At 38.7% G+C, this 23,990-nt stretch carries 22 protein-coding genes and 2 pseudogenes; 23 read left to right on the top strand and 1 reads right to left on the bottom strand.

Features of this window, described 5'->3' with window-relative positions; translation table 11 throughout:
* Nucleotides 1–34: 34 nt before the first annotated feature.
* From J0J36_RS06805 to J0J36_RS06715, 19 genes are all read left to right on the top strand, one after another.
* Nucleotides 35–694: an HAD family phosphatase gene (locus J0J36_RS06805; protein WP_019291832.1), complete on the top strand. Its 660-nt coding sequence runs from the start codon at nucleotides 35–37 to the stop codon at nucleotides 692–694.
* A 61-nt stretch (nucleotides 695–755) separates the two neighbouring features.
* The gene (locus tag J0J36_RS06800; protein WP_019291831.1) at nucleotides 756–2,723 is read left to right on the top strand and encodes a DHH family phosphoesterase; all 1,968 of its coding nucleotides are present in this window, start codon (nucleotides 756–758) and stop codon (nucleotides 2,721–2,723) included.
* On the top strand, nucleotides 2,720–3,172 hold the full coding sequence (rplI, locus tag J0J36_RS06795; protein WP_014024508.1) for a 50S ribosomal protein L9: 453 nt from the start codon (nucleotides 2,720–2,722) through the stop codon (nucleotides 3,170–3,172). The genes J0J36_RS06800 and rplI overlap by 4 nt, the downstream gene beginning before the upstream one ends.
* 1 nt (nucleotide 3,173) lies before the next feature.
* Nucleotides 3,174–4,550: a replicative DNA helicase gene (gene dnaB, locus J0J36_RS06790; protein ID WP_003134122.1), complete on the top strand. Its 1,377-nt coding sequence runs from the start codon at nucleotides 3,174–3,176 to the stop codon at nucleotides 4,548–4,550.
* A 108-nt stretch (nucleotides 4,551–4,658) separates the two neighbouring features.
* A complete protein-coding gene (locus J0J36_RS06785; RefSeq protein WP_003134126.1) occupies nucleotides 4,659–4,922 on the top strand; it encodes a Veg family protein in 264 nt (87 codons plus the stop codon).
* 165 nt (nucleotides 4,923–5,087) lie between these two features.
* Entirely contained in the window at nucleotides 5,088–5,867 is a 780-nt protein-coding gene (locus J0J36_RS06780; RefSeq protein ID WP_019291830.1) for a phosphotransferase family protein, read from the top strand.
* Between the two features lie 60 nt (nucleotides 5,868–5,927).
* A complete protein-coding gene (gene trmB / locus J0J36_RS06775) occupies nucleotides 5,928–6,581 on the top strand; it encodes a tRNA (guanosine(46)-N7)-methyltransferase TrmB (RefSeq protein ID WP_003134130.1) in 654 nt (217 codons plus the stop codon).
* Between the two features lie 3 nt (nucleotides 6,582–6,584).
* Complete coding sequence (nrdR, locus tag J0J36_RS06770; RefSeq protein ID WP_003134132.1) at nucleotides 6,585–7,034, top strand: transcriptional regulator NrdR; 450 nt, start codon at nucleotides 6,585–6,587, stop codon at nucleotides 7,032–7,034.
* A 36-nt stretch (nucleotides 7,035–7,070) separates the two neighbouring features.
* A complete protein-coding gene (locus J0J36_RS06765) occupies nucleotides 7,071–8,234 on the top strand; it encodes a DnaD domain protein (protein WP_019291829.1) in 1,164 nt (387 codons plus the stop codon).
* Between the two features lie 2 nt (nucleotides 8,235–8,236).
* Entirely contained in the window at nucleotides 8,237–9,121 is an 885-nt protein-coding gene (dnaI, locus tag J0J36_RS06760; protein ID WP_003134135.1) for a primosomal protein DnaI, read from the top strand.
* Nucleotides 9,114–9,830 (top strand): nitroreductase family protein, encoded by a 717-nt coding sequence (locus tag J0J36_RS06755; RefSeq protein ID WP_003134136.1) that lies wholly within the window; start codon nucleotides 9,114–9,116, stop codon nucleotides 9,828–9,830. The genes dnaI and J0J36_RS06755 overlap by 8 nt, the downstream gene beginning before the upstream one ends.
* Nucleotides 9,827–10,447, top strand: coding sequence for a pentapeptide repeat-containing protein (locus tag J0J36_RS06750; RefSeq protein ID WP_019291828.1), 621 nt, complete (start codon nucleotides 9,827–9,829; stop codon nucleotides 10,445–10,447). The genes J0J36_RS06755 and J0J36_RS06750 overlap by 4 nt, the downstream gene beginning before the upstream one ends.
* A 209-nt stretch (nucleotides 10,448–10,656) precedes the next feature.
* Nucleotides 10,657–12,594 (top strand): PTS sugar transporter subunit IIA, encoded by a 1,938-nt coding sequence (locus J0J36_RS06745; RefSeq protein ID WP_153925201.1) that lies wholly within the window; start codon nucleotides 10,657–10,659, stop codon nucleotides 12,592–12,594.
* 1 nt (nucleotide 12,595) lies between these two features.
* Complete coding sequence (locus J0J36_RS06740) at nucleotides 12,596–12,895, top strand: PTS sugar transporter subunit IIB (RefSeq protein ID WP_003134140.1); 300 nt, start codon at nucleotides 12,596–12,598, stop codon at nucleotides 12,893–12,895.
* A gap of 52 nt (nucleotides 12,896–12,947) precedes the next feature.
* On the top strand, nucleotides 12,948–14,315 hold the full coding sequence (locus J0J36_RS06735; protein WP_003134141.1) for a PTS ascorbate transporter subunit IIC: 1,368 nt from the start codon (nucleotides 12,948–12,950) through the stop codon (nucleotides 14,313–14,315).
* A gap of 129 nt (nucleotides 14,316–14,444) precedes the next feature.
* Nucleotides 14,445–16,445 carry a transketolase gene (tkt, locus tag J0J36_RS06730; protein WP_019291826.1) on the top strand — a complete coding sequence of 667 codons (2,001 nt, stop codon included), beginning with the start codon at nucleotides 14,445–14,447 and terminating at the stop codon, nucleotides 16,443–16,445.
* A 333-nt stretch (nucleotides 16,446–16,778) separates the two neighbouring features.
* The gene (locus J0J36_RS06725; protein ID WP_017370674.1) at nucleotides 16,779–16,994 is read left to right on the top strand and encodes a hypothetical protein; all 216 of its coding nucleotides are present in this window, start codon (nucleotides 16,779–16,781) and stop codon (nucleotides 16,992–16,994) included.
* A 230-nt stretch (nucleotides 16,995–17,224) separates the two neighbouring features.
* Nucleotides 17,225–18,562, top strand: a complete 1,338-nt coding sequence (gene nox / locus J0J36_RS06720) for a H2O-forming NADH oxidase (protein ID WP_003134144.1) — start codon at nucleotides 17,225–17,227, stop codon at nucleotides 18,560–18,562.
* A gap of 156 nt (nucleotides 18,563–18,718) precedes the next feature.
* Complete coding sequence (locus J0J36_RS06715; RefSeq protein WP_238076689.1) at nucleotides 18,719–19,231, top strand: helix-turn-helix domain-containing protein; 513 nt, start codon at nucleotides 18,719–18,721, stop codon at nucleotides 19,229–19,231.
* Here the strand turns inward: J0J36_RS06715 and J0J36_RS06710 are convergent.
* Nucleotides 19,217–20,374 (bottom strand): annotated as a pseudogene (locus J0J36_RS06710) (IS3 family transposase). The gene J0J36_RS06715 and the pseudogene J0J36_RS06710 sit on opposite strands and share 15 nt — an antisense overlap.
* 68 nt (nucleotides 20,375–20,442) lie before the next feature.
* Between J0J36_RS06710 and J0J36_RS06705 the strand changes: the two are divergent.
* From J0J36_RS06705 to J0J36_RS06690, 4 genes and pseudogenes are all read left to right on the top strand, one after another.
* Nucleotides 20,443–21,369, top strand: a pseudogene (locus J0J36_RS06705) (RTX toxin); the annotation flags it as partial.
* 33 nt (nucleotides 21,370–21,402) lie between these two features.
* Entirely contained in the window at nucleotides 21,403–22,494 is a 1,092-nt protein-coding gene (locus J0J36_RS06700; protein ID WP_153925531.1) for a WxL domain-containing protein, read from the top strand.
* A gap of 154 nt (nucleotides 22,495–22,648) precedes the next feature.
* Nucleotides 22,649–23,482: an alpha/beta hydrolase gene (locus J0J36_RS06695; protein ID WP_230318208.1), complete on the top strand. Its 834-nt coding sequence runs from the start codon at nucleotides 22,649–22,651 to the stop codon at nucleotides 23,480–23,482.
* Nucleotides 23,483–23,506: 24 nt separating this feature from the next.
* On the top strand, nucleotides 23,507–23,908 hold the full coding sequence (locus J0J36_RS06690; RefSeq protein WP_019291609.1) for a hypothetical protein: 402 nt from the start codon (nucleotides 23,507–23,509) through the stop codon (nucleotides 23,906–23,908).
* Nucleotides 23,909–23,990 lie beyond the last annotated feature (82 nt).

Below are 23,990 nucleotides of genomic sequence, written 5' to 3'. Positions count from 1 at the left end.
ATATAAGCAGACAATTAGGGAGTTTTAGGTGAAAATGAACAAGTTTAAAGCGGTAATTTTTGACATGGACGGTGTCCTCGTTGACACGGAACAATTCTATGCTCAAAGACGTGAAGAATTCTTTAGCAATCATAATATTTCAATCCAACACATGAAATACTCTGATTTTATCGGAGGGAATATGCGAGAAATCTGGCCGCAAATCTTAGGTGTAGATTTTGACCAAGACGAAGTAGCAAAGCTGCACGCAGCATATTTAAAATTAAAAGACAATAATCCACTTCCTTATAAAGATTTGCTTTTCCCAGATGTTAAGACCGTTTTAGAAGCCTTAGAAAATGATAACTTTAAAATCGGTTTAGCTTCCAGCTCGGCCATGCAAGATATTGACGAAATGCTTAATATACATGGCTTACGTCCTTACTTCAAGTCAATCCTTTCCGGCAATGATTTGAAGGCAACCAAACCACACCCAGAAATTTATCAGCTAAGCATGAAGACGCTCAATGTAAAGCCGGAAGAAACCTTAATCATTGAGGATTCCGAAAAAGGAATTGCGGCAGGTAAGGCAGCTGGAGCTACAGTCTGGGCGATTGAAGATACGCGTTTTGGAATGAATCAGTCCGCAGCAGATGCATGGTTTTCCAATCTCACGGCTGTTAAAGAAAAACTAGAAAGCTTTTCAGCAAACTGACAGCTTTGCGCATTTAAAAAATATAGCCAATGTGTAAATAGACGCATAAAAGGAGAAGGAAATGAAAAGTGTACAGAGGTTTTCACCAATAACAATTGTGTTAGTCATGGTTATCGTGCAAGCCCTGGAAAGTTTTTTGCTTATCTTTTCGGGCTCACGAATGATGGCTGTGTTCTATCTTTTTTTGATGAACATCCTTATCACAGTCGGCATCTTACTTCAAGCTCGAAATTATCGTTTAAGAAGAGTTGAATTTATCAGAAAAATAAATGATGAAGCAGAAAACTCACTCAATGCAACCTTAGACAATATGCCTATCGGTGTCATCCGCTACAATAAAGAGACCTATGAGCCGGAATGGTTCAACCCCTTTATCGATTTGATTTATCATGGGGATGATCGTGTCCTTGATAAAGAAGAAGTTAAGGCAATTATTCAAAAGTATCATGAAGAAAGAAATCAATTTTTCACGATTGAGAAGAAAAAATATTTTATAACCTTAGATGACGAAAAAAATCTTATTTATTTAGCTGATGCCACTTCTGAAGCTAACAGTCGTGAGAGCTTGCAGGAAAGCCGTGCTGTTATTGGAAGCATTTCGGTTGATAACTATGATGATGTCACAGATTTGATTGCGGACAGTGAACGGACCAAGGTTAATAGTTTGATTGCCAGCAATTTGGAAAGTTTTGCAAGCAAATACGGTGTATATTTGCGCCGTGTCTCAAGCAGCCGTTACTATTTCTTTTGTGATTACGGCATTTTGAACCGAATGATTGAGGATAAGTTTTCTTTACTGAAAGATTTCCGGAAAAATTCAGCTGAAAGCAAGATTCCCCTCACATTATCTGTGGGTGTATCCTATGGCTGGAATGATTTCCCAAGTATCGGGAAAACCTCCCTTAACAACCTTGAGTTAGCTTTAGTGCGTGGTGGGGACCAAGCAGTTCTTCGGGAGAATACGCCGCAAGCCAAAACAATTTATTTCGGTGGTAATTCTGAAAGCCGTACTCAAAAATCAAGAACGCGTGCGCGTGCTATTTCAACAGCATTGCAAACGATCATCAGTGAAAGTGAAGATGTCTTTATCGTAGGTCATCGTTTCCCAGATATGGATGCCCTAGGGGCGGCAATTACGATGAAAAATTTTGTCAACATGTCGGGAAAAGAAGCCTATGTGGTCTATGATCCTGAACAATTGATGCCAGAGGTGAGCCGGGCCATTGATCTAGTAAATGAAACTGAAGAAGGTTTCGCACATATTATTAAACTTGAAACAGCTTTTGATATGAAAACGGAAAATTCCTTACTGATCATGGTTGACCACTCGAAGACGACACAAACACTCAGTCTTGATTTCTATAAGTCCTTTAGTAAACTGGTTGTTATTGATCATCATCGTCGAGATGATGATTTCCCTGAGCATGCCTTGCTTTCTTATATTGAATCAAGCGCAAGTTCAGCCAGTGAGTTAGCAGTCGAACTTTTACAATTCCATGAATATAACTCGAAAATGACGGTAACTGATGCGAGTATTGCGCTAGCTGGGATTGAGCTGGATACGAAGCATTTCACCAAAGCAACAACTTCCCGTACGTTTGAAGTGGCTGCTTATCTTCGCTCGCAAGGTGCTGACAATAACCTGATTAAAGGAATATTGGCCACTAAGTTTGAAAAATATAAAAAAATTAATGAAATTATTCTTAACTCTGAATATGTTGCGCCAGGAGTTGTGGTTGCCTTAGGTAAACCTGACCAAAAATATGATAATGTTGCGACTGCCAAAGCCGCAGACACTTTGCTTGATATGGCAGATGTTCAAGCGGCATTCTCGATTACAAATCACCAAAATGGTTATATTTCTATCTCGGCGCGTTCATTCAAAGATTATAACGTCCAAACGATTATGGAAGCCATGGGAGGGGGCGGACACTTTAATGCCGCTGCCACACAAATTTACGAACGAAATATCGATGAAGTCAAACATGATCTCATCGCATTAATTAAGGAAAGAGAGAACGAACAATGAAAGTAGTATTTTTAGCAGATGTAAAAGGACAAGGAAAAAAAGGCGAAATCAAAGAAGTACCCACAGGTTATGCAAATAACTTTCTCCTTAAGAAAAATTTAGCAAAAGTTGCAACAAGTGCTGCTGTGGCAGAACTTCAAGGTAAAACAAAAGCTAAAGAAAAAGAAGAAGCTGAGGAGCTCGCAGCAGCTAAAGCATTGAAAGAACGTCTTGAGCAAGATGATGTAATGGTTGAAATCAAGATGAAAGTGGGAACAACAGGTCACACCTTCGGTGCCGTGGATAAAGCAGATATCGCGAAAGCACTTCAAAGTCAATTGGATGTCAAAGTGGACAAACGTAAAATTCAATTGATCAATAAGATTCAAGCGCTTGGAATTAAAGATGTTCCAATCAAATTGCACCGTGATGTTACTGCTACAGTCAAGGTCAAAGTAAGCGAGAGATAACATGCCTGATATTGATATTATCAAAGCACCACCACAAGATTTAGCCGCCGAACAAGCCGTTTTGGGGGCTATTTTCCTTGATAGTGACCGCTTGATTGAAGTAAAAGAATTTCTTTCTACGGATGACTTTTACAAAAACGCACACAAAATTATTTTCCGTGCTATGGAGCACTTGTCGGACAATCGTGAAGCGATTGATGTGTTAACTGTCCGCTCGCTTTTGGAAAACCAAAATGACTTAGAGACTATCGGGGGCATCGCTTATATTGCTGAGCTTGCCACTGCAACCCCAACGGCAGCTAATGCTTCTTATTATGCGAAAATCGTTGCCGAAAAATCTTTGCTCCGTCAGCTGATTAATAAGTTAACACAGAGTGTAGAAAAAGCTTACAGTCAGGAAGATCCCGCCGAGGATGTTCTTGCAGAAGCTGAAAAGTCATTGATTGATGTGCAACAAGGACGTAATACATCAAGCTTTCGTCGGATTTCAGACGTCTTGTCAATGAATCTCGACGATCTGGAAGAACGAGCTAAACAAAAATCAACGATTACCGGCATCGCGACTGGCTATCCGGCCTTGGATGCTATGACAACAGGTCTCCATGAGGAGGAACTTATTATTCTTGCTGCACGTCCAGCCGTGGGTAAGACAGCCTTTGCTTTAAATATTGCGCAGAATATTGGGACCAAACAAGATAAAACTGTCGCTATCTTTTCATTGGAAATGGGTGCGGAAAGCCTTGTTAACCGGATGCTTGCAGCGGAAGGAACAATTGAATCCCATAACTTACGTACTGGTCAGCTTAATGACGAAGAGTGGAACCAATATTTTATTGCTATGGGGACACTTTCGAAAGCAAGTATCTACATTGATGATACTCCAGGGATTAAGATTACAGAGATACGGGCACGTTCTCGTAAACTCGCACAGGAAACAGGCAATCTTGGTCTTATCGTGATTGACTATTTGCAGTTGATTTCGGGCACAGGACGAGAAAACCGCCAACAAGAAGTCTCCGAAATTTCACGTCAGTTGAAGATCCTGGCTAAAGAGTTAAAGGTTCCTGTCATTGCTTTGAGTCAGCTTTCACGTGGAGTAGAACAACGTCAGGATAAACGACCTGTCTTGTCAGACATTCGTGAATCTGGGTCAATCGAGCAAGATGCGGATATTGTCGCCTTCCTTTATCGGGATGATTATTATGACCGTGCCGGGGCTGACGATGATGATGAGGGCTTTAACGATGTCCCAGAAGTAGACAATAAAGTAGAAGTTATTATTGAAAAAAACCGTTCAGGAAGTCGGGGAACTGTCGAGTTACTCTTCCTGAAAGAATACAACAAATTTGCTAGTATTGATAACAGATATGAAGACTAGCATTTCTAGGGGTATTCGTGTTATAATGGATAAGATTTAAAATTTATAATGGTAAGCTAGGCGGAAAACGCCTGTCTTTGCATTTCTAGAGAAAAATTGGAGAGTAAAATGGATAACCAAAATCAAAGCCAAGAAGTAGGAAAAATTGTAGATATCAGAAAACAAGTTGAAGAACATGTTGGTCAAACCATTGAAATTACATCACAATTTGGACGTAAACGTGAAAATCGTCATAAAGTCAACTTGATTGAGACTTATGCCACACACTTTGTAATTGAAAATATTCCAGCACGTGGCCCAAAAACAACAGAGTCTTATCAATATGCTGACATTTTGACTCAAACAATTTTGATTCACTATCCAAATAAATAATTTGTTTATTGATGTAATCTATTTGTGAAGTTTTCTATAGCACGATTTGATGCGTAAAACTCTAGACAAAAGCTTCTGGGTGGCGTTGCTGTTCGTGGCACGAATCTTCACTGGAAAAACTTTTCAAAGCAAAAAAATATAAAAAATCCAAAGAAAGGAGTAAATATGACATCTTCAAGCCTATCAATGATGCCTGTCAAAGGTGGTTCAGGGAATGCTTTTGTTGGCGAAAGCGACAATAAGCGTGTTTTCATTAAAAAAAATTGTAGCCCCTTTTTGACAAGTGTGTATCTTGAAGGTATTACGCCACAAGTCTTATGGACGAAGCGTACAGCAGAAGGTGACATGTTAGCTGCTCAACCTTGGATTAATGGCCATACGTTGAAACCTTATGAAATGAATGATTCCCGTATTGGCGAAATTTTGCGGCATTTGCATCAAAGCGAAAAGCTTATTGAAGCCTGTAAAAAGTTAGATAACGAAGTCATGCTTCCAGCTGATCTTTTGAAACAAGTACTGAGTAAAAGTTCAATCTTTGAAACCAATGGCTTTCTCTCAAATGTCGTTGTGGAACTCTCAGAAAATCTTCCGGAGTTAAAAGAGGAGGAGATTACAGTTGTTCATGGTGATGTGAATCATAAAAACTGGTTGGTTGATGACGAAAGTGACAAAGTCTATCTCGTTGATTGGGATACGGTCCTTTTAAGCAGTCCTTTAGTGGATATAGCACATGTTCTAACACACTATATAAAACCAGAAAACTGGGAAGAGTGGCTCCATCAAGCAGGCTATAAAACAGCTAAAAATAAAAATATAGAACATGAATTAATCTGGTATGGAAAACTTTCTTTTCTACGTCAGATTTCAGAATATATGGCAAGAGAGCAGATTAAGGAAACAGAACAAGAAATTGCGCGTTTTCAGAATTTTTGCCGTTTATTTTAAAACTTAGAAAATAAAAATAGGAGGCTTGCCTTCTTATTTTTTCAATAAATAGGAGAAAAAATGCGCGTAAGAAATCGTAAAGGCGCTGCGGAACACTTAGAAAGTAACGCACATGTAGTTGTTGAAAATCCAGCAGACTTTAAAGGACGTTGGGCAGAGCGTTTTGGAAATGATCATCCCATACATATTGAAGTGGGTTGTGGAAAAGGCGGCTTTATCACAGGTATGGCTGCTCAAAACCCAGAGATTAATTATATTGCGATTGATATGCAACTATCCGTTTTATCTCACGCTTTAGACAAAGCTTTGGAAGCAAATCTACCTAATGTGCAAATGATGCTGGTTGATGGCGCAGCTTTAACAGAATATTTCGAGGATGCTGAAGTTTCACGTGTTTATCTGAACTTTAGCGATCCGTGGCCAAAAACCCGTCATGAAAAACGCCGTTTAACTTATAAGTCATTCTTAGAAACTTATGAACAAATCTTGCCACCAGAAGGCCAAGTCCACTTTAAAACAGATAACCGCGGTCTATTTGAATATTCATTGGCAAGCATGAGTCAATATGGTATGATTTTAGAAAAAGTCTGGTTAGACTTGCACGCAGATGAAGAATTTGCCAAAGTCAATGTAATGACAGAGTATGAAGCAAAATTCTCAAGCAAGGGGCAAGTGATTTACCGTTTAGAAGCAAAATTCCCAAAGAGAGGTTAAGCTATGAGATGCCCAAAATGTCAATCTGAATCGTCACGCGTAGTAGATTCACGTCAAGCTGATAATATGATTCGCCGTCGCCGTGAATGTGAAAATTGTGGAAATCGTTTCACGACTTTTGAACGGATTGAAGAAATGCCACTTTTGGTCATAAAACGTGACGAAACCCGTGAAGTTTTCAATCGTGATAAAATTATCACAGGAATAGTGCGCAGTGCTCGTAAGCGACCGGTGACGAGTGAATCCATTGAAAAATTGGTTGATCGTGTCGAACAAAGAGTACGCCGCTTAGAGAAAAATGAAGTACGTACCGAAGTTATTGGCGAATTTGTTATGGAAGAATTAATGGATTTGGATGATATTACCTATGTTCGTTTTGCAAGTGTGTACCGTTCCTTCAAAGATGTGAGTGAAATCGAAGATTTGCTTAAAAAGATAACGAAAAAAGACTAACGGTTCTAAAAAAAAAGAGAAATAAAAGGATGAACTATGAGACCAGGCGATTCATTTTCTATTCTAAATCGAGGAAAAATCAGCTTTGATGCCGATACTTTTTCGCTACTTTATTTGCCTATTATTGGGCGAGATGCTTTTGGACTTTATCAACTCTTGCGCGTTTTTTCGACGGGCAAGATTTCTCATTTTTTAGAGTATCTTGATTTTGGACTCCATCCTTTTATTGAAGCTTTAGAAAAACTTTCAGGGATTGGGCTCGTGCGGGTATTTGACCAACAACCGGGTTATCTTATGGAGATAAAAAGTCCTTTAACTTTTGAAGAATTTTTAGCAGACGAATTTTATAAGCAGTTATTGGTTTCACGCATTGGTGAAAATAAAGTTAAAGCTTTGGCAAAAAAACATGAACCTGATGCTTTAGAAATTACGAAAAAGTTCCATGAAGTTTATTCTGTTAAGTTTGAGCCGACACATACAGTCGTTCAAACAGAAAAATTTGATTTGAACTCTTTTAAGAGTATTATGGAAAACCAGCATCTGACTTTTGCAAATGAAAATCAGGATATCTTGACCCTGTATGGCTTGGCTGAAAAGTTTGATCTCAACTGGTATGAATTATTTAAAGCAGCCGAACAAACTGCCAATGCTGACAAGACTTTGAATACAGCCAACTTAACAAGAATGCTTGCCGGCAAATCTGAGCCTTTGCCTGCCTTATCGGAATTTCCTAAAGGCTTTCAGGATTTGATTGTCATCAGTAAAGAAGTGTCCCCGCGTGATTTTTTAAACAAGCTTAAACAACAAGCTGGTGGTTTTGCTTCGCAAGAAGAACTTAAGATTTTGAATAATTTAGACAAGCAAAATATTACAGATCAAGTACAAAATATTTTGATACACTATGTCTTGATTCAACAAGGGAATGCGAGTCTCAATGCTCGATTTGTTAATACTCTGGCAAATGATTGGCTGCGCCATAAAGTATATAATGCTGAAACAGCAGTAAAAAGAATACTGGAACGTCAGCAGCAAGCGGAACAAAAGCAAAAAAGCAATAAAAATTCTAAAAACTCAGGCAAGCTGGTCAAAAAAGCACCACAATGGTCCAATGCCAGCTACGTAAATACGACCAGTGCAGAAGATATTGCCAAGTTCGAGCAATATAAAGCTTCCCGTCGTAAGGACAAGAAGGAGAATTGAGCATGGAATCAATTGGAGAACTTTTGAGTAAGCGCCCAGATGTACGTGGAAATTTTGACAAGCTCGTCGCTGAAGTGATGAAAAATGAACAAGTTCAAGCTTTTATTTCTGAAAATCAAATGACTGAAGATGAAGTACAGCGGAGCTATTCAAAGTTTTATGAATTTGTTAAAGAGCGAAAAAAATTCGAAGAACATGAAAAAAGAGCAGCTGATGGCTATGAGCCTGTCTTGATTATGAACCATGGTTACGCAGATGTTTCTTATCAAACGACAGCAGAATTAGCCCGCCGTCAAGAAGTGAGCAATCAATTGCGTCGTGTTCAAATCATTGGTTTACCTAAAGAAATGAAGCACATTGATTTTTATGCGGATGTCTTCACAGACAATCAAAATCAATTTGACTTGTTCCGGAAAGTAGAAAACTTTATCGACAACTTTCCTCAAGAAAAAGGGCTTTATATTTATGGCGATTTTGGCGTAGGAAAATCCTTTATTATGGCCGCTATGGCAAATGAGCTTTCAAAAAAAGGCGTTTCCACTACTTTATTACACTATCCCACCTTTATTTCTGACCTCGATTTTGACAATGCCAAACATTGGGTCAATGAAATTAAAAAAGTTGAAGTATTGGTCTTAGACGATATTGGTGCCGAACTCAATAATGCTTGGGTGCGTGACAGCATTCTTCAAGTTATTTTACAGCATCGTATGCAAGAAAATCTTCCGACATTTTTCACCTCAAACTTGAATATGATAGAGCTTGAGCTACATTTGGCGGAAACTAAAAAAGCGGATGAAATCTGGCCAGCAAAACGCGTGATGGAGCGTGTGAAGTATTTAGCGTCTGAAGTTCGTTTAGAAGGAGTAAATCGTCGACATGAATGAGACAATTGATCTGATGATGCAACACAGTTCTGTACGTAATTTTACGGATGAAAAAATACCAGAACATGTATTAAAAACGATTATTGATGCGGGACGGGCAGCACCAAACTGGAAAAATTTCCAATCTTATTCGGTGGTTCTTGTGCAATCCCAAGAACAAAAAGATGCAATTTTTGCCCAACAGCCCCAAAAAGCCATTAAAAATTGTGCTGCTTTTTTGGTTTTTGTGGGAGACCTTAACCGAGCCAAAACAGCAGTCGAAATGAACGGTGGTGAGTTTCAACCAGAAGGTGTAGAATCGCTCCTTATTACTTCAGTTGATGCGGCAGTAGCCGGTCAAAATACATTGCTTGCTGCTCAATCTCTTGGCTATGGTGGTGTAATGGTGGGCTTGATTCGTGATCAAGCACGAGAAATTTCTGAGATATTAAGTTTGCCTGATTATACTTATCCGATTTTTGCTGTGGCTCTTGGCAAGCCTGCACGTGTAAATCCAGTAAAACCGAGATTACCTTATGAAGCTGTTGTATTTCCTGAGAAGTATATTCCACAAGATGAAGAAGTGCTGCGCCTCTATGATAAAGTTCAAGAGGATTATGCTGGATCACGGCGTCTAAATTCCACTTGGTCGAGTAGAATGGTTGAGCAATGGGGACAACCGGAACTCAAAGCTTCAACAGAGAATCTTAAAGAAAAAGGACTTTTATGAAGAAAATTCTTTCACCCAAGCTTCCTGCGGCGTTAGAAGTTGTCGATTTTACTACCCTTGAAGACAACGAAGCCTACCAAGTAGAGTTGAAAAATCAAGAAATCTATTTAGAGTATCGCCAACTTTTCAGTGGCTGTCGTCTACAAAATATCAATTTTGAGTTAGAGGTAACTGCTGATTTAGAGTTTACAGATTGTATTTTTGAAAAGTGTGATTTTTCTAACCTTGTCTTTTCTAAATTTGGTTTTTACCGTTGCATTTTTAAAGATTGTAAATTGCTCGGTACCGAATTCACCAATGCCTTTTTGCAGGATGTCCAGTTTCAGGATTGTTTGCTTAATTACGTTAATTTTTCAAGTGCTCGTTTGAAAAATGTGCTTTTTGCAGACAATATGATGAAAGAAAGTCTTTTTATTGCCAGTCAATTCAAGCATGTGCGTTTTGAAGGGAACGACTTGGAGCTTACGAATTTCTGGGAAACTTCCTTATCAGGGATTGATTTTTCAAGTAACACTTTTGAGCGCCTCGATGTGAGTCCCGAGCTGGCTAAAAACATTAAAGTCAACTTAAGTCAAGCAGCGTTTTTTGCTGCTTTACATGGGATTGAAATTGTCTAAGTCTTGGGAGATTCAAGACTTTTTATTTTAAAAGAGTTTATCAAAATTGATCGTTTAATTTAAAAATCGCTTTAAACCGAAGCGGTTTTTAAATTAAAAAAATTTTTTAAGAAGAGTCCAATCACAAAAGAAAACGTTTTCTTGTTTTGGACCGAACAGCTTAATTTCGAAGCAAAAATTAGGCTATAATTTAATTGTGAGGAAAAAAGATGCTTAGTTATAACTTAGATATCCTACTGTTTTCAGAAAGACGTTTTTGGAAACTTGATAAAATCCTTGAGGTTACTGGACTTAAAAGTCAGGAATTTCAGAGACAACTCGTCGAATTAAATCGAACATTGCAAGATAAATCTCAAAGACCACTAGAATTTACCAATAATGTGTTAGCAATTCCTGAAAAACCAGAAAATTTCGAAGAAATTCGCTTTAATATGGCAGAATATGGACGAACATTGAGTGAAGAAAAACGTCAATACCTGATTTATTTACTTTGCTTTTCTAAACGTTCAGCATTAGCCATTAGTGATTTCCAGTCGCTTTTAAATGTGAGTCGCAATACCGTCTTGTCTGATATCAAAAAGTTGCGTCAGCAGCTGGATAGCGAAAACATACGTCTAGAATACTCACGGAGGTTAGGCTTTTACCTTGAAGGTGCATCGAAAGAATTACGTAAGACGAGCTGGCGTTTTTTACAAGAACTTCATGAAGAGAGTGATTATTATGTTTTGTCGAAGCATCTCAATCATAAAAATCCACTCTTTATTTACCAAGTAGGACAGCAAATCAGTCGATTAATTGCTGAATTATGTATTCAGGTTATCCATAGTCGGTATATTCCGATGTTGATATACCTTGCCTTACTTCAATCACATCTTGGAGAAACAAATATATTCCAGGAAGATGTACTGGAAGTTGAAGCATTGTTAATTGGCATGAGTGATGGTAGCTTTGAAAGGTCTGGTTTTGATTTTCTTTATCGTATTGGCTTTGAGATTATGGAAAATGTAATGAAACTTGCAGCAGTTCAGTTTGAAGATTTTACAAAAACCTTTGCTGCCTTACGTGCCCATCTGGTCCCTGCCTATTTTCGTTTGAAATATCACTTCGAAATAGAGAATGTTCTTTTGGACAAAATAAAAACAGATTATTCCTCTCTGTTTGAGTTAATGGGCCTTGCTTTAGCGCCATTACGCGAAGCTTGTGGTGAAATTTCCGAAGCAGAACGCGCCTACTTTGTCATTCTCTTTGGTGGAGAAATTTATAAGAAAAAGTATACACAAAGTTTTCGCGCGATTGTCTTATGTGTAAATGGTATAAGTTCGAGTTTAATCATGCGTAAACGATTGGAAAATATGTTTCCAAGCATGACTTTTATTCTGAGTACAGCTGTCTCTGATTTGGACAATATTCCTGCTTTTTCTTATGATATTATTTTTTCGACAGTACCTGTAATGACTGATAAAAAGCTCTATGTTATGTCAGCTATCCCAGACAGTGAAGAAGAGACAAGACTTTACAATCGTATTGCACAAGATTTTGATTTGCCTGGTTTTTATAAACCAGATGCTAAAGCCATCTTACGTGCTATTGAACCTTATGTCGACATTAAAAGTAATGCGACCAAGAAGCAATTGACGCGGGTTATTGACCGCAAGCTTAACAATAAAAAGACAGAAAGTGAGGCATTAGGTGTAATGCTTTCAGATTTATTAACTAAAGAAAAAATTTGTTTTACAGATGAAAAACTTGACTGGAAAAGTGCAATTGAGCTTGCAGCACAGCCTTTACTGAATCAAGGTGAAATCGAGCCCACGTATATTTCCGCTATCATTAACCGTGTAGAGGAGTTCGGCCCTTATATTGATTTAGGAATGGGTATTGCTCTTCCTCATGCACGTCCTGAAGATGGGGTGAAAAAACTTGGGATGTCATTTCTTAGATGTGAACAACCGGTATATCTTCAAGATGATCCCAAACACGAGATAAAAATCTTCATTGTCCTCGCAGCAATTGATAATGAAACGCATCTTCGCGCATTATCCACACTAACACAAATATTATCAAATAAAGATGAACTCAATAAAATGCTGACTGTAGAAACAGTAGCAGAACTAGAACAAATTTTTGCAGAAAAAGAAGGAGAATAATATGAAAATCGCATGTGTATGTCAATCAGGATTAGGAACAAGCTTTATGGTACAAATGAATCTTCAAGCCCTTTTACAAGAAATGGGCTTGAACGTGAATGATTTTGAGCTTGACCATATGGATGTTGGATCAGCCACACCAGATTCTGCGGACTATTTCTTTGTAGAGTCCACATTAACAACAGCTTTGCCTAATATTCCGGAAGAAAAGATTGTACCTTTGACTTCCATTATTGATCGCGATGCAGCGCGTGAAGCACTGGTTAAAGTTTTAGATGAAAGAGGGATTGCCCACAACTAAGCAAAAACAGTAATTAAAAAAGAATCGAAAATAAACTTAGGAGAATTAAAAAATGAATGGAGTTTTAAACTTTATTGTCTCTGTTGCGACTACGCCTGCCCTTCTTGTTGGATTAATTGCCATGCTTGGACTGATTTTACAAAAGAAACCAGCAACTGCAGTTATTCAGGGCTCAGTGAAGACCTTTGCTGGATTCTTGGTCTTGGTTGGAGGAGCTGGTATCTTGGTGGGGGCGCTTGCGCCTTTTGGCGATATGTTTCAACATGCCTTTCATGTGAAAGGTATTGTCCCAACGAATGAAGGTGTTGTTGCCTTGGCACTCGTGGAGTATGGGACACCGACTGCCTTGATTATGCTTGTCGGCATGATTGTGAATATCCTGCTCGCTCGCTTTACACGATTTAAATACATCTTTTTAACAGGTCAAGCCATGCTCTACGTTTCTTGTATGGCAGCCGTGATTCTGGTTTCTGCCGGAATGGGTGAAACATGGATGACCATTCTTCTTGGAGGTATCTTTGAAGGAACACTTTTAACAGTTACACCCGCCATTTGTCAGCCATTTATGCGTAAAATCACTGGAACTGATAATGTAGCGATGGGACATACAGGTAACATCGGTTATGCTCTTGCAGGATGGCTCGGTAAAACTTTTGGTGATCCCGATCCTGAGAAGTCCACCGAAAAACTAAATATTCCTAAATCATTGGGCTTTTTGCGAGATTCTACCGTATCCATTTCCTTACTGATGGCTGCAGTCTACATTCTTTTAGCCATAGCCGCAGGCCCAACTTATGTTGAATCGGAGCTTTCTAACGGTACAAACTTTGTGATTTTCTCACTTGTTCAAGCAGGAACTTTTGCAGCTGGTTTCGTCGTTGTTCTACAAGGGGTGCGCATGATTTTAGCTGAAATCGTACCGGCCTTCCAAGGGATTGCCCAAAAACTGGTTCCCAACTCAAAACCGGCTTTAGATGTGCCAATCGTCTTTCCTTACGCACCAAATGCGGTATTGATAGGTTTCTTCGTTTCCTTTATCACAGGATGTTTATCCATGGTTGCGATGCTTGTTATGGGAACAACGGTTATCATTCCGGGTGTTGTCGGGCATTTCTTCTGTGGAGCAGCAGCAGCAATATTCGGTAATGCCAATGGCGGACGACGTGGAGCAGTAATCGGAGCAATCGCCAATGGTCTCCTCTTATCTTGGTTACCCCTTTTCATTATTCCATCTTTGGGGGCCTTCGGAGCAGATGCCTCAGCCACATTTGCGGATACAGATTACCTGATTCCAGGTATCATTGTTGGCCGAGTGGGTGAAATGGGATCTGGTGCGATTGCCGCTCTTATCTTAGGCTTCCTCGCTATTGTTTTGATTCTCAGTGCAGTCTTAAATGCCAGAGATAAAGCTAAAGCTTAAGTCAATGTCAATGTTTACAAAAATCAGTTTTCGCTCAGGAAATCTGATTTTTTAGTAAGATGAAAATAAAAAACGTTTTCAATTATGTTATAATAAAATGTATTATCAAAAGATTAAATGGAGAAAAATATGTTTGACAACACCGATCAGTTAGCTGTAAATTCAATCCGTACTTTGTCAATGGATGCTATCCAAAAAGCAAACTCTGGACATCCAGGATTGCCAATGGGTGCGGCACCAATGGCTTATGTTCTTTGGAGCAAGTTTTTGAATGTAAACCCACAAACAGGACGTAAATGGTCTAACCGCGACCGTTTTGTGCTTTCTGCAGGACACGGTTCGGCAATGCTTTACAGTCTTTTACATTTGGCAGGATACAAAGTATCAATAGATGATTTGAAAAACTTCCGCCAATGGGGCTCAAAAACTCCAGGACATCCTGAAGTAGACTGGACAGATGGTGTAGAAGCGACTACAGGTCCTTTAGGACAAGGTATCGCCAATGCTGTTGGTATGGCAATGGCCGAAGCACATTTAGCTGCTACTTACAATAAACCAGATTTTGATATTGTGGATCACTATACTTATGCCTTAAATGGTGATGGTGACCTTATGGAAGGTGTTTCTCAAGAAGCAGCGTCACTCGCTGGTAAGTTAAAACTTGGAAAACTTGTACTTTTCTATGATTCAAATAATATCTCTCTTGATGGTGATTTGGATAAATCATTTATCGATGATATTAAAATGCGTTTTGAAAGCTACGGTTGGCAACATATCTTGGTTAAAGACGGCAACGATTTGACTGAAATTGCAGCAGCTGTAGAACAAGCAAAAGCTGAAACTGAAAAACCAACAATTATTGAGGTTAAGACTGTTATTGGATATGGTGCTGAAAAACAAGGCACGTCAGCAGTACATGGTGCTCCTCTTGGTGCAGAAGGTATTGAATTTGCGAAGAAAGCTTATGGATGGGACTATCCAGAATTCACTGTTCCCGAAGAAGTTACTGAGCGTTTCCGTCAAACATTGAATACACGTGGCGAAGCTATGGAACAAGTATGGAACGATACGTTCACAGCTTACGCTGAAAAATATCCAGATCTTGCTGAACAATATGTAAAAGCGTTTGAAAATGAAACACCTGAACTTGAATTAAGCAAGCATGAACTTGGTTCAAGCAAAGCTTCACGTGTAACTTCACAAGAAGCTATCCAAGAACTGTCAGCACAAATGCCAAACCTTTGGGGTGGTTCAGCTGACTTATCAGCATCAAACAATACAATGGCTAAAAATGATACAGACTTTATGCCAGATAACTATGCTGGTCGTAACATTTGGTTTGGTGTCCGTGAATTTGCGATGGGCGCAATTATGAACGGTATTGCTCTCCATGGCGGTACACGTGTTTATGGTGGTACATTCTTCGTTTTCAGTAATTATATGCTTCCTGCTGTCCGTATGGCTGCACTGCAAGAATTGCCTGTTACATATGTTTGGACACACGATTCAATCGCGGTTGGTGAAGATGGTCCAACACATGAACCTGTCGAACAATTGGCTTCAGTACGTTCTATGCCAAACTTAGATACGATCCGCCCTGCAGATGGTAATGAAGTTGTTGCCGCATGGCGTCGTGCAGCTTCAAGCAAAAAACGTCCAACAGCGCTTGTTTTGACACGTCAAAACTTGCCAGTTCTTGAAGGAACAGCACAATTGGCTGAGGAAGGCCTCAATCGTGGTGCCTACATTCTCTCCAAAGAAGAAGGTGAACTTGAAGGAATTATCATCGCAACAGGTTCAGAAGTAGCACTTGCGCTTGAAGCTAAAAAAGAATTAGGAAAAGGCGTACGTGTTGTTTCTATGCCTTCAATGAATATCTTTGACGAACAATCTGCAGAATATAGAGAAGAAATTCTTCCGAAAAATGTCTGCTGCCGTTTGGCTGTCGAAGCAGGAACAAGCTTCGGCTGGGCGAAATATATTGGTTTAGCTGGAGCCACTGTAACCGTAGATAAATGGGGCGCTTCAGCACCTGCAAATATTGTTTTACCAGAGTATGGCTTTACAGTAGAAAATGTTGTAAAAACATATAAAGAAATGAAAGAAAACTGTCCTAAAGATTGCTGCTAATCCCAGATGGTGCCGTGAAAAGCTTTTGTTACGCGGAGACTCACAGATTATGTTATAATAAGCTTATGCGATGAGTCGATGCTCTACTTTGGTAGATTATTGAAGCACGGGAGTTCTGGAACATTGGGTTGTTCGTGCAGGAAGCATGAGAACTTGTTAGCGCGTGTGAACCGTTCTGACACAACGAAAGTTGCCCGAAAGACTTCTCTTTTGAGAGGTCTTTTTTTGTGAAATAAAGAGTGGAGTGAGCTGTTGTTTCCTTTGGAATTAATGCTATAATAGAGGTATGTAAATTTATCTATTATATTTTAGGAGAGACTATTGAGCGTAATGATGTACAGCCTTTTTGATGTAGAGGGTAATGCAGAAGCGATAATATCTTATACAGAAAATGCGATGAAAAAAGAAGGAAAAACTTCAGAAGAGATAGAATTGTATAAAGCTGAAGTTGAAAACAGTGATTATCCCGGTCTTGTCAGTGTATCTGTGAGTATGCTGGATGAGTTAAATGGGATGCACACCCGTCAAGAAGTGAAACATATAAAGTAAGTAAAAAGTGGGTATTTCAAAACTATCCATTTTTTTGATAGAAAAATAATAATGTCTTGAAAGTATCTGAAATGCAGGTAATATAAGGTTTTCTCAGCTATTTACCTTGTGAGGTTTGTGAATTCACAAACTTCACAAGCGCTTACAAAAGAAATGCGAATAAAGTGTGCTAAACTTATATTGTAAAAATATTTACAAGCTTTTACAATAAAAAAAGGAGATTTTCCAACATGAAAATCGTTATTATAGGCACAAATCACGCAGGTATTGCTGCGGCAAATACATTATTAGACAACTATCCTGGTCATGAAATTACCATGATCGATCGTAACAGTAACATGAGTTACTTGGGCTGTGGGACAGCCTTATGGGTGGGCCGTCAAATTGATCAACCGAATGAACTTTTCTATGCACGACCAGATGATTTTGAAGCAAAAGGAGCGAAGGTGTTGACGGAAACTGAAGTTTCATCAATTGATTTCGAGCAGAAAAAAGTGTATGCCACAACAAAAGCCGGAGAAGAGCACGTGGAAGATTATGACAAACTCATTCTTGCTATGGGTTCAAGACCAATCATTCCTAAAATTACAGGTAATGAATTAGAAGGTATTCATTTTCTTAAACTCTTCCAAGAAGGACAAGCAGTGGATGAGGAGTTCGCTAAAGAAGAAGTGAAACGTATTGCCGTTATTGGGGCGGGCTACATTGGTACAGAAATCGCTGAAGCGGCGAAACGTCGCGGAAAAGAAGTTTTGCTCTTTGATGCGGAAACTACATCTTTAGCTTCCTATTATGATGAAGACTTTGCGAAAGGAATGGATGAAAACCTTGCAAACCATGGCGTAGAGCTTCATTTTGGTGAAACTGCCGAGGCTTTTAAAGGCACAAATGGCCGAGTTTCTCAAATTGTGACTAATAAAGGGACCTATGATGTGGATATGGTAATTAACTGTATCGGCTTTACGGCAAACAGCACCCTTGTGGGAGATAAACTGGATACGCTTCGAAATGGAGCAGTGAAGGTAGATAAGCATCAACAGACAAGTAATCCTGATGTCTACGCAGTCGGCGATGTGGCTACGATTTATTCTAATGCTTTGCAAGATTTCACATATATTGCTCTTGCTTCTAATGCGGTACGCTCAGGGATTGTTGCTGGGCATAACATTGGCGGAACAGTCCTCGAATCAGCTGGTGTTCAAGGGTCAAATGGTATCTCGATCTTCGGCTATAATATGACTTCTACAGGTTTTTCTGTTAAAGCCGCACAAAAATTTGGTTTAGAAGTTGCTTACACTGATTTTGAAGATAAGCAAAAAGCTTGGTTCCTCCATGAAAATAATGATACGGTGAAAATTCGTATTGTTTATGAAAAATCAAGTCGACGTATCGTAGGCGCGCAAATGGCGAGCTACGGGGAGATTATCGCGGGGAATATCAATATGTTCAGCTTGGCTATCCAAGATCAAAAAACAATTGATGAACTTGCGCTTCTCGATTTGTTCTTCTTGCCCCACTTTAACAGCCCTTATAACTATATGACTGTTGCTGCTTTAAAGGCAGAATGATATCAAAGTGTAACGTTGAAATCGAAGGATATAAGACACAAAAAATCACTAAAATACTCTTTAGTGATTTTTTGTGCAATTAAGTTACATTTGTGCAATGTTGCCTAATGTTATATAATAGAAAAAATTGACGAGGTAAATGGAGGAAACAGTATTGTGTTAAAATATTTAGACGAAGATGATTTTAAAAAGCTTCAAATTTTATATTATTTAGAAAATCATCATCTCTCTACGGTACTTTTTGATGACTTAATTGAAGAATTACACCTTAATAATTATCAAGTCAAGAAGCTCTTATCTGAGATACAATCAGAAATTAAATCTTGGAAATTAGAAAATTATTACCTCATCGATCTCCAGACGCAGAAAAGTTTCGTACGTTATGAAAGAAGAACCCAAGGAAACATCATGCTTCTTTTAAATCATTACGTTAAGAGATCACAGATGCAAGCCTTGATTCGAGCAGTCTTTACTGAAGAAGTGAACAAAATTGCTGAACTCGAAGATGTTGTCTTTTTATCAAAGTCAGCCACGTATAAACTGGTGAAAAAATTTACGGATTTAACGAGGGAATACGGTGTAACAATTGATAAAAACATGCGCTTTGTCGGTGATGAATGGAAGATTAGAGAGTTTTGGACTAATGTCAAATATTTAGACACAAAATGAGCTATATTTTCTTAAAATAGTTTTCTTCTTTCTGATTTGGAGTTAAACCATTGTTTGCGGAATGAGGATTATAGTTGTTATAAAACTGTTCGATGTATTCAAAGCAAGAGAGTTGAACTTCTTGAATGGAGTGATAAGTTCTTCTGTTTATTTCCCGTTGTTTGAGGTACTTGAAAAAGGCCTCAGTGACAGCATTATCATAAGGATATCCAGGTTTGGAGTAAGAAGCAAGCAATTGATGCTCATCTAATATTTTTCTAAAGGAAGCTGATTTAAATTGGCTACCTTGATCCGAATGAAAAATGATTGGTTCCTTAGGCTTCCTCTTATTTATAGCCATCCCTAATGTGTCACAGGCAAGTTTAGCATCAATCCTGTCACTTACTTTCCAAGCAATACATTTTCTAGAGTAGAGGTCAAGGATGGCGCAGAGATAAACATGCCGTCTATGTCCTATAGAAATATAAGTGAAATCAGTTGTCCATACTTGATTCGGGGACTTAGGATTAAATTCTTGTTTAAGGAGATTATCAGAAGAAAATGCAGGAGAGTGTTTTGATTTAACTCTAGGTTTAATCGTTGACATTTTAGGGAGTGTCATAGACTTGAGAAGTCTTAAGATACGCCCCTCAGAAATATTAACGCCATAATCACGCAGGAGAATGATTTTAAAAGCTCTCGTTCCAATTCTTTTCTTGGCTTTCATATAAATCTCAAGGAGTAATTTTCTCAAGCGTTGATTTTCTATTTCACGTTTTGAGGGCTTCTTGTTTATGAAGTTATAGTAGGTGGAACGATTGACATGTAAAACACGACAGAGCATAACTGTCGTGTGTTCAAATCGGAGTCTATAGACTGCTTTTAATCTCACTTGGAGTTTTGCATGAATATGGCACTTGCTTTTTTTAAGATAAGATTTTCTTCTTCGAGTTGGGCATTCCTTTTTTGTAATTCTTGAATCTGTTTAGCAGTCAAGACCGTATTATCTTCAAGACGAACTTGAGAGTACTGCTTGATCCATTTTGCAAGTGCAGAAGGGGAGACACCATAGTCTTTACAGAGTTCGGATTGAGTTTTACCTGTTTGGTAGAGATTAACGAGAGATTGCTTAAATTCCTCGTCGTAACGTTTAAAACCTGACATAAAAGTCCTTTCATTTTTGTGTCTTAATAGACAGATTATAACACACAATTTTCTGTCCACTTTTATAGTATAGCTCCACAGGCGTTGTCAAATGGAATGTTGGACAAAATGCAACTTTACTTTTAAACAATTTAAAAACTTCTGGTAGCCTAGTTTATGGAAATCCGGGAGCGGGAAGTGGCATAACATTAGATGATCCTAAAGTAGTGACCCTAAATACTCTAGGAGGATCAGTTTTTGATCCCACTGTGAATTCAAGTAACAATTTTCCTATAACGATAGCAGGAAATGGATTAAGGACACATACTTCAACTACAGCAGCCGTATTTGATGCAAATCTCCCAGATTTGGTTACACCTAACCAAAATAATCTGAGCACGGGAGATATCTGGTACAGGCAAAACACAGGAACAATCACTGGCTTAGGTGCTAACGCTAGTTCTGCTTTGGTACCTAATAATTATTCGAGTGCAGATTTAACAGGTATGAAAACTGCCAAATACATATCCTGGTATCAGCCGATAGGCTTCTGGATGGATGCAGCTAAATCATCTATGGCAAGAAGTTTTAATATCTCTTTAAACCCCAACGATAGCAATGGCACACCAGCCGATAGCTCATGGTCAAATTTAATTAATGGAAATGAGACACAAACCTTGGTTGTAGGGGATGATCGGGGACAAGCACCAAACTTTAATCTTTCGGTAACCATGATGCAAAATAATTTTGCAGATAATATCGACTATTATTGGAGTAATCCTGGCAATCCAGCAGATAACAAAACTTTGGGTACTGGCTTGGCTGTGTCTATTGCCTCAGTAACTTCAGATACAAGTTTGCCTTCTTTTATTTCAATGGCGAATGCAGGGCAAAATTATACATTGACTGCTCCACAAACTTCAGGAATAAAAATTAAAGCAAAAAATACACTATTGACGCAAACAGGAACACCATCTGGTACCTTTAAATATACCATCGCAGATGGACCAGCATAGGAGGAGAGGAGAAAAATGAAACGATTTTTTATAATGGGTGCAGTTCTGTCTGTTGCTCTTCCAAGTATGCTTGCAGTTAATCAGGTGTCAGCAGCAGTTCCCGTTATTGCACCTAAGGCAACGATAACGATCACTCAAAAGCTTACAGCAGGAAATATTATTCTCTCAGAAAGTATGGCAAAGACGCTTACTGAAAGCCAACTTCAATCTTTCATGGAAGTAAAAGGGCAAGATTTATCAGGCCTAAAGCTTGATGGAAATACTTTAGCGACTGCCAATGCTGGGCTAAAGGGTAAAGATTATATTGATATTCCGGTTACATGGTCAACGACAAATGAAACAGCACAAGCACATCTTGTCGTGGTTTCTGATGATGCAGTCATTTCCTCTGATCGTCAGAGAGCGATCAATGCATATCCCGTAACTTTAGGGCAGGATATCGCGAATACGATTGGAGCAAACAGTGATCAACCAACACTTGATTATTATACGCAAGCGAAAGCTTATCATTCTGACGGAACAGTGAGTTCAGCTGCTTTAGAAGATTCTGCTGCATACTTTACGGCCTTGAAGAATGCTCAATCTAATGACATTGTCGATGTGACTTATAATTTTTCGAGCTCAGATAAAAGCATTTCAAAAACTGTTGCTATATCAATATTTACGGGGAGTCTAAATTTCACCAGTGCACCATCAACAATGGATTTTGGACAGCTAAAAGTTAAAAATAGTAATGTGGTTGATTTTCCTGCCTATACTCAAGATCTCGTGGTTACAGATACAAGACAAAGCAGCAAAAATACAGGATGGACAATGTTTGTTAAAGAAACTCAGCCGTTAGTTGAAGTTGATGCTACAGGCACACCAATTACTGGCGGTCATTCACTGGCTGGGACTTTATTCTTTAGTACTGATGGCACCAACAATACCGCGCTTTCAGCAAGTAATCCTCAAGTAGAAAGTCAGCCAAGTGGCACAAATGGTGGAACCTTTAATCTCAGTCAAAATTGGGGGAGCACAACGAAAAAAGGACTCTATCTTGATGTACCTGTGACTCAACAATATGCTGCAAAATATAAAGGAGAACTGACGTGGACATTGTCGGATGTTCCAGGTAATAAATAAGAAGAAAAAGGAGATTTTAAATCTCTTTTTTTTATGGAGAAGAAAACAAGTAAAGTTGTTACACAAGTCGTGTTATAATAGGCTCATGTTAACTTTTTTAATACTAGTGTTGGTTCTCATTTTTTTAGTTCATATGTTTAGCTTAGGTCTATTCATGTTTATTGAAAATAAAAATCGCAGCATTTGGATTCAACAACCCCAAAGCAATGATCCTCTTTATCCCGAATGGTACGCTTTTATGCAAGCCAAAAAAGAAGAATGGTGTTTACAGACACACGATAATTTAACGCTTAAGGCCTGGTATTTACCAGCGACAAAGCCGACAGATAAGACTATCTTGTTGGCTAACGGGTATAAATCTGTTCGAGACAGATATGGTGCTTTTGGTTGGCTCTTTCATGAACTAGGCTACAATGTCCTCATGCCGGATTATCGTGCAGGTGCAAAAAGTCCAGGAAAATTCATTGGTTTTGGTTGGTTAGACCGTAAAGATAACCTAGGCTGGATTAAACAGATTATTGAGAAAAATCCTAAAAGTGAAATCGCAATGTTTGGTATTTCGATGGGTGCCTCTGCAACAATGATGCTTTCGGGGGAAAACTTACCTGAACATGTTAAGTGTTTTATTGAAGACTGTGGTTATGATACGGTTTGGAACGAGTTGGCTCATAAAGCAAAGCATGATTATCATTTGCCACAATTTCCGCTGATTCACCTCCTTTCTTTTTGGTCTAAACTTTTTGCGGGGTACGGTTGGAAGGAAGCCTCGTCAATTACGCAATTAAATAAAAATACGAAGCCGTTCCTCTTTATCCATGGAGATCAGGATACTTTTGTTCCCATGGAAATGGTGCATCGAAACTATGAAGCAACAAAAGGGCCAAAGGAAATCTATATTGCAAAAGGAGGTCGACATGTGCGGTCTTACGAAATAGATAAAGAAAAATATCGCGAAGTAGTAGCAAACTTTTTAAAGACTTATTTTTAATTGAAAGAAAATCAAGGAGGTGCGATGTACATAAGCGCAAAGGAAATAGAGGACTACATATCACAGTCGCCTAATCCACAACTTTTAAGACAAGTTACGCAGTTGGTTAAGACAGTGTTTCCAGATGAAAACTTGCGTTATTTTGATAATGGAAGAACTTTTTCCGCTCTCGCTTTGGGAGCAAATCCTCATCCAAGTCCAGGATATGAAGAAGCTGGTATGCTTAATATTTCTGCTCAAAAAAATTATGTTGCGCTCTATTTTTATGGAAGTAATGTGACTTTACAGGAGCGATTTCCAAAGTCAGTTATAGGACGAGGTTGTTTGCGGATTAAAAATCAAAAGTTTTTCGCAAAATACGAAGAAGATATACGGGAAAGCTTAAAAATGTTAAGTAACGATAAACCGCATGATATGAGGGATTGACAAATATTTGATTGATTTTTTGCTTGCTTTGAGTTATACTTATAGTAAGTATTCTCGGTAGGGATTGGAATGCCAATCCCTT

The sequence above is a fragment of the Lactococcus sp. LG1074 genome, from assembly GCF_017309525.1.
Taxonomy (GTDB): domain Bacteria; phylum Bacillota; class Bacilli; order Lactobacillales; family Streptococcaceae; genus Lactococcus; species Lactococcus petauri.
This window is presented reverse-complemented; position numbering and strand designations above follow the sequence as displayed.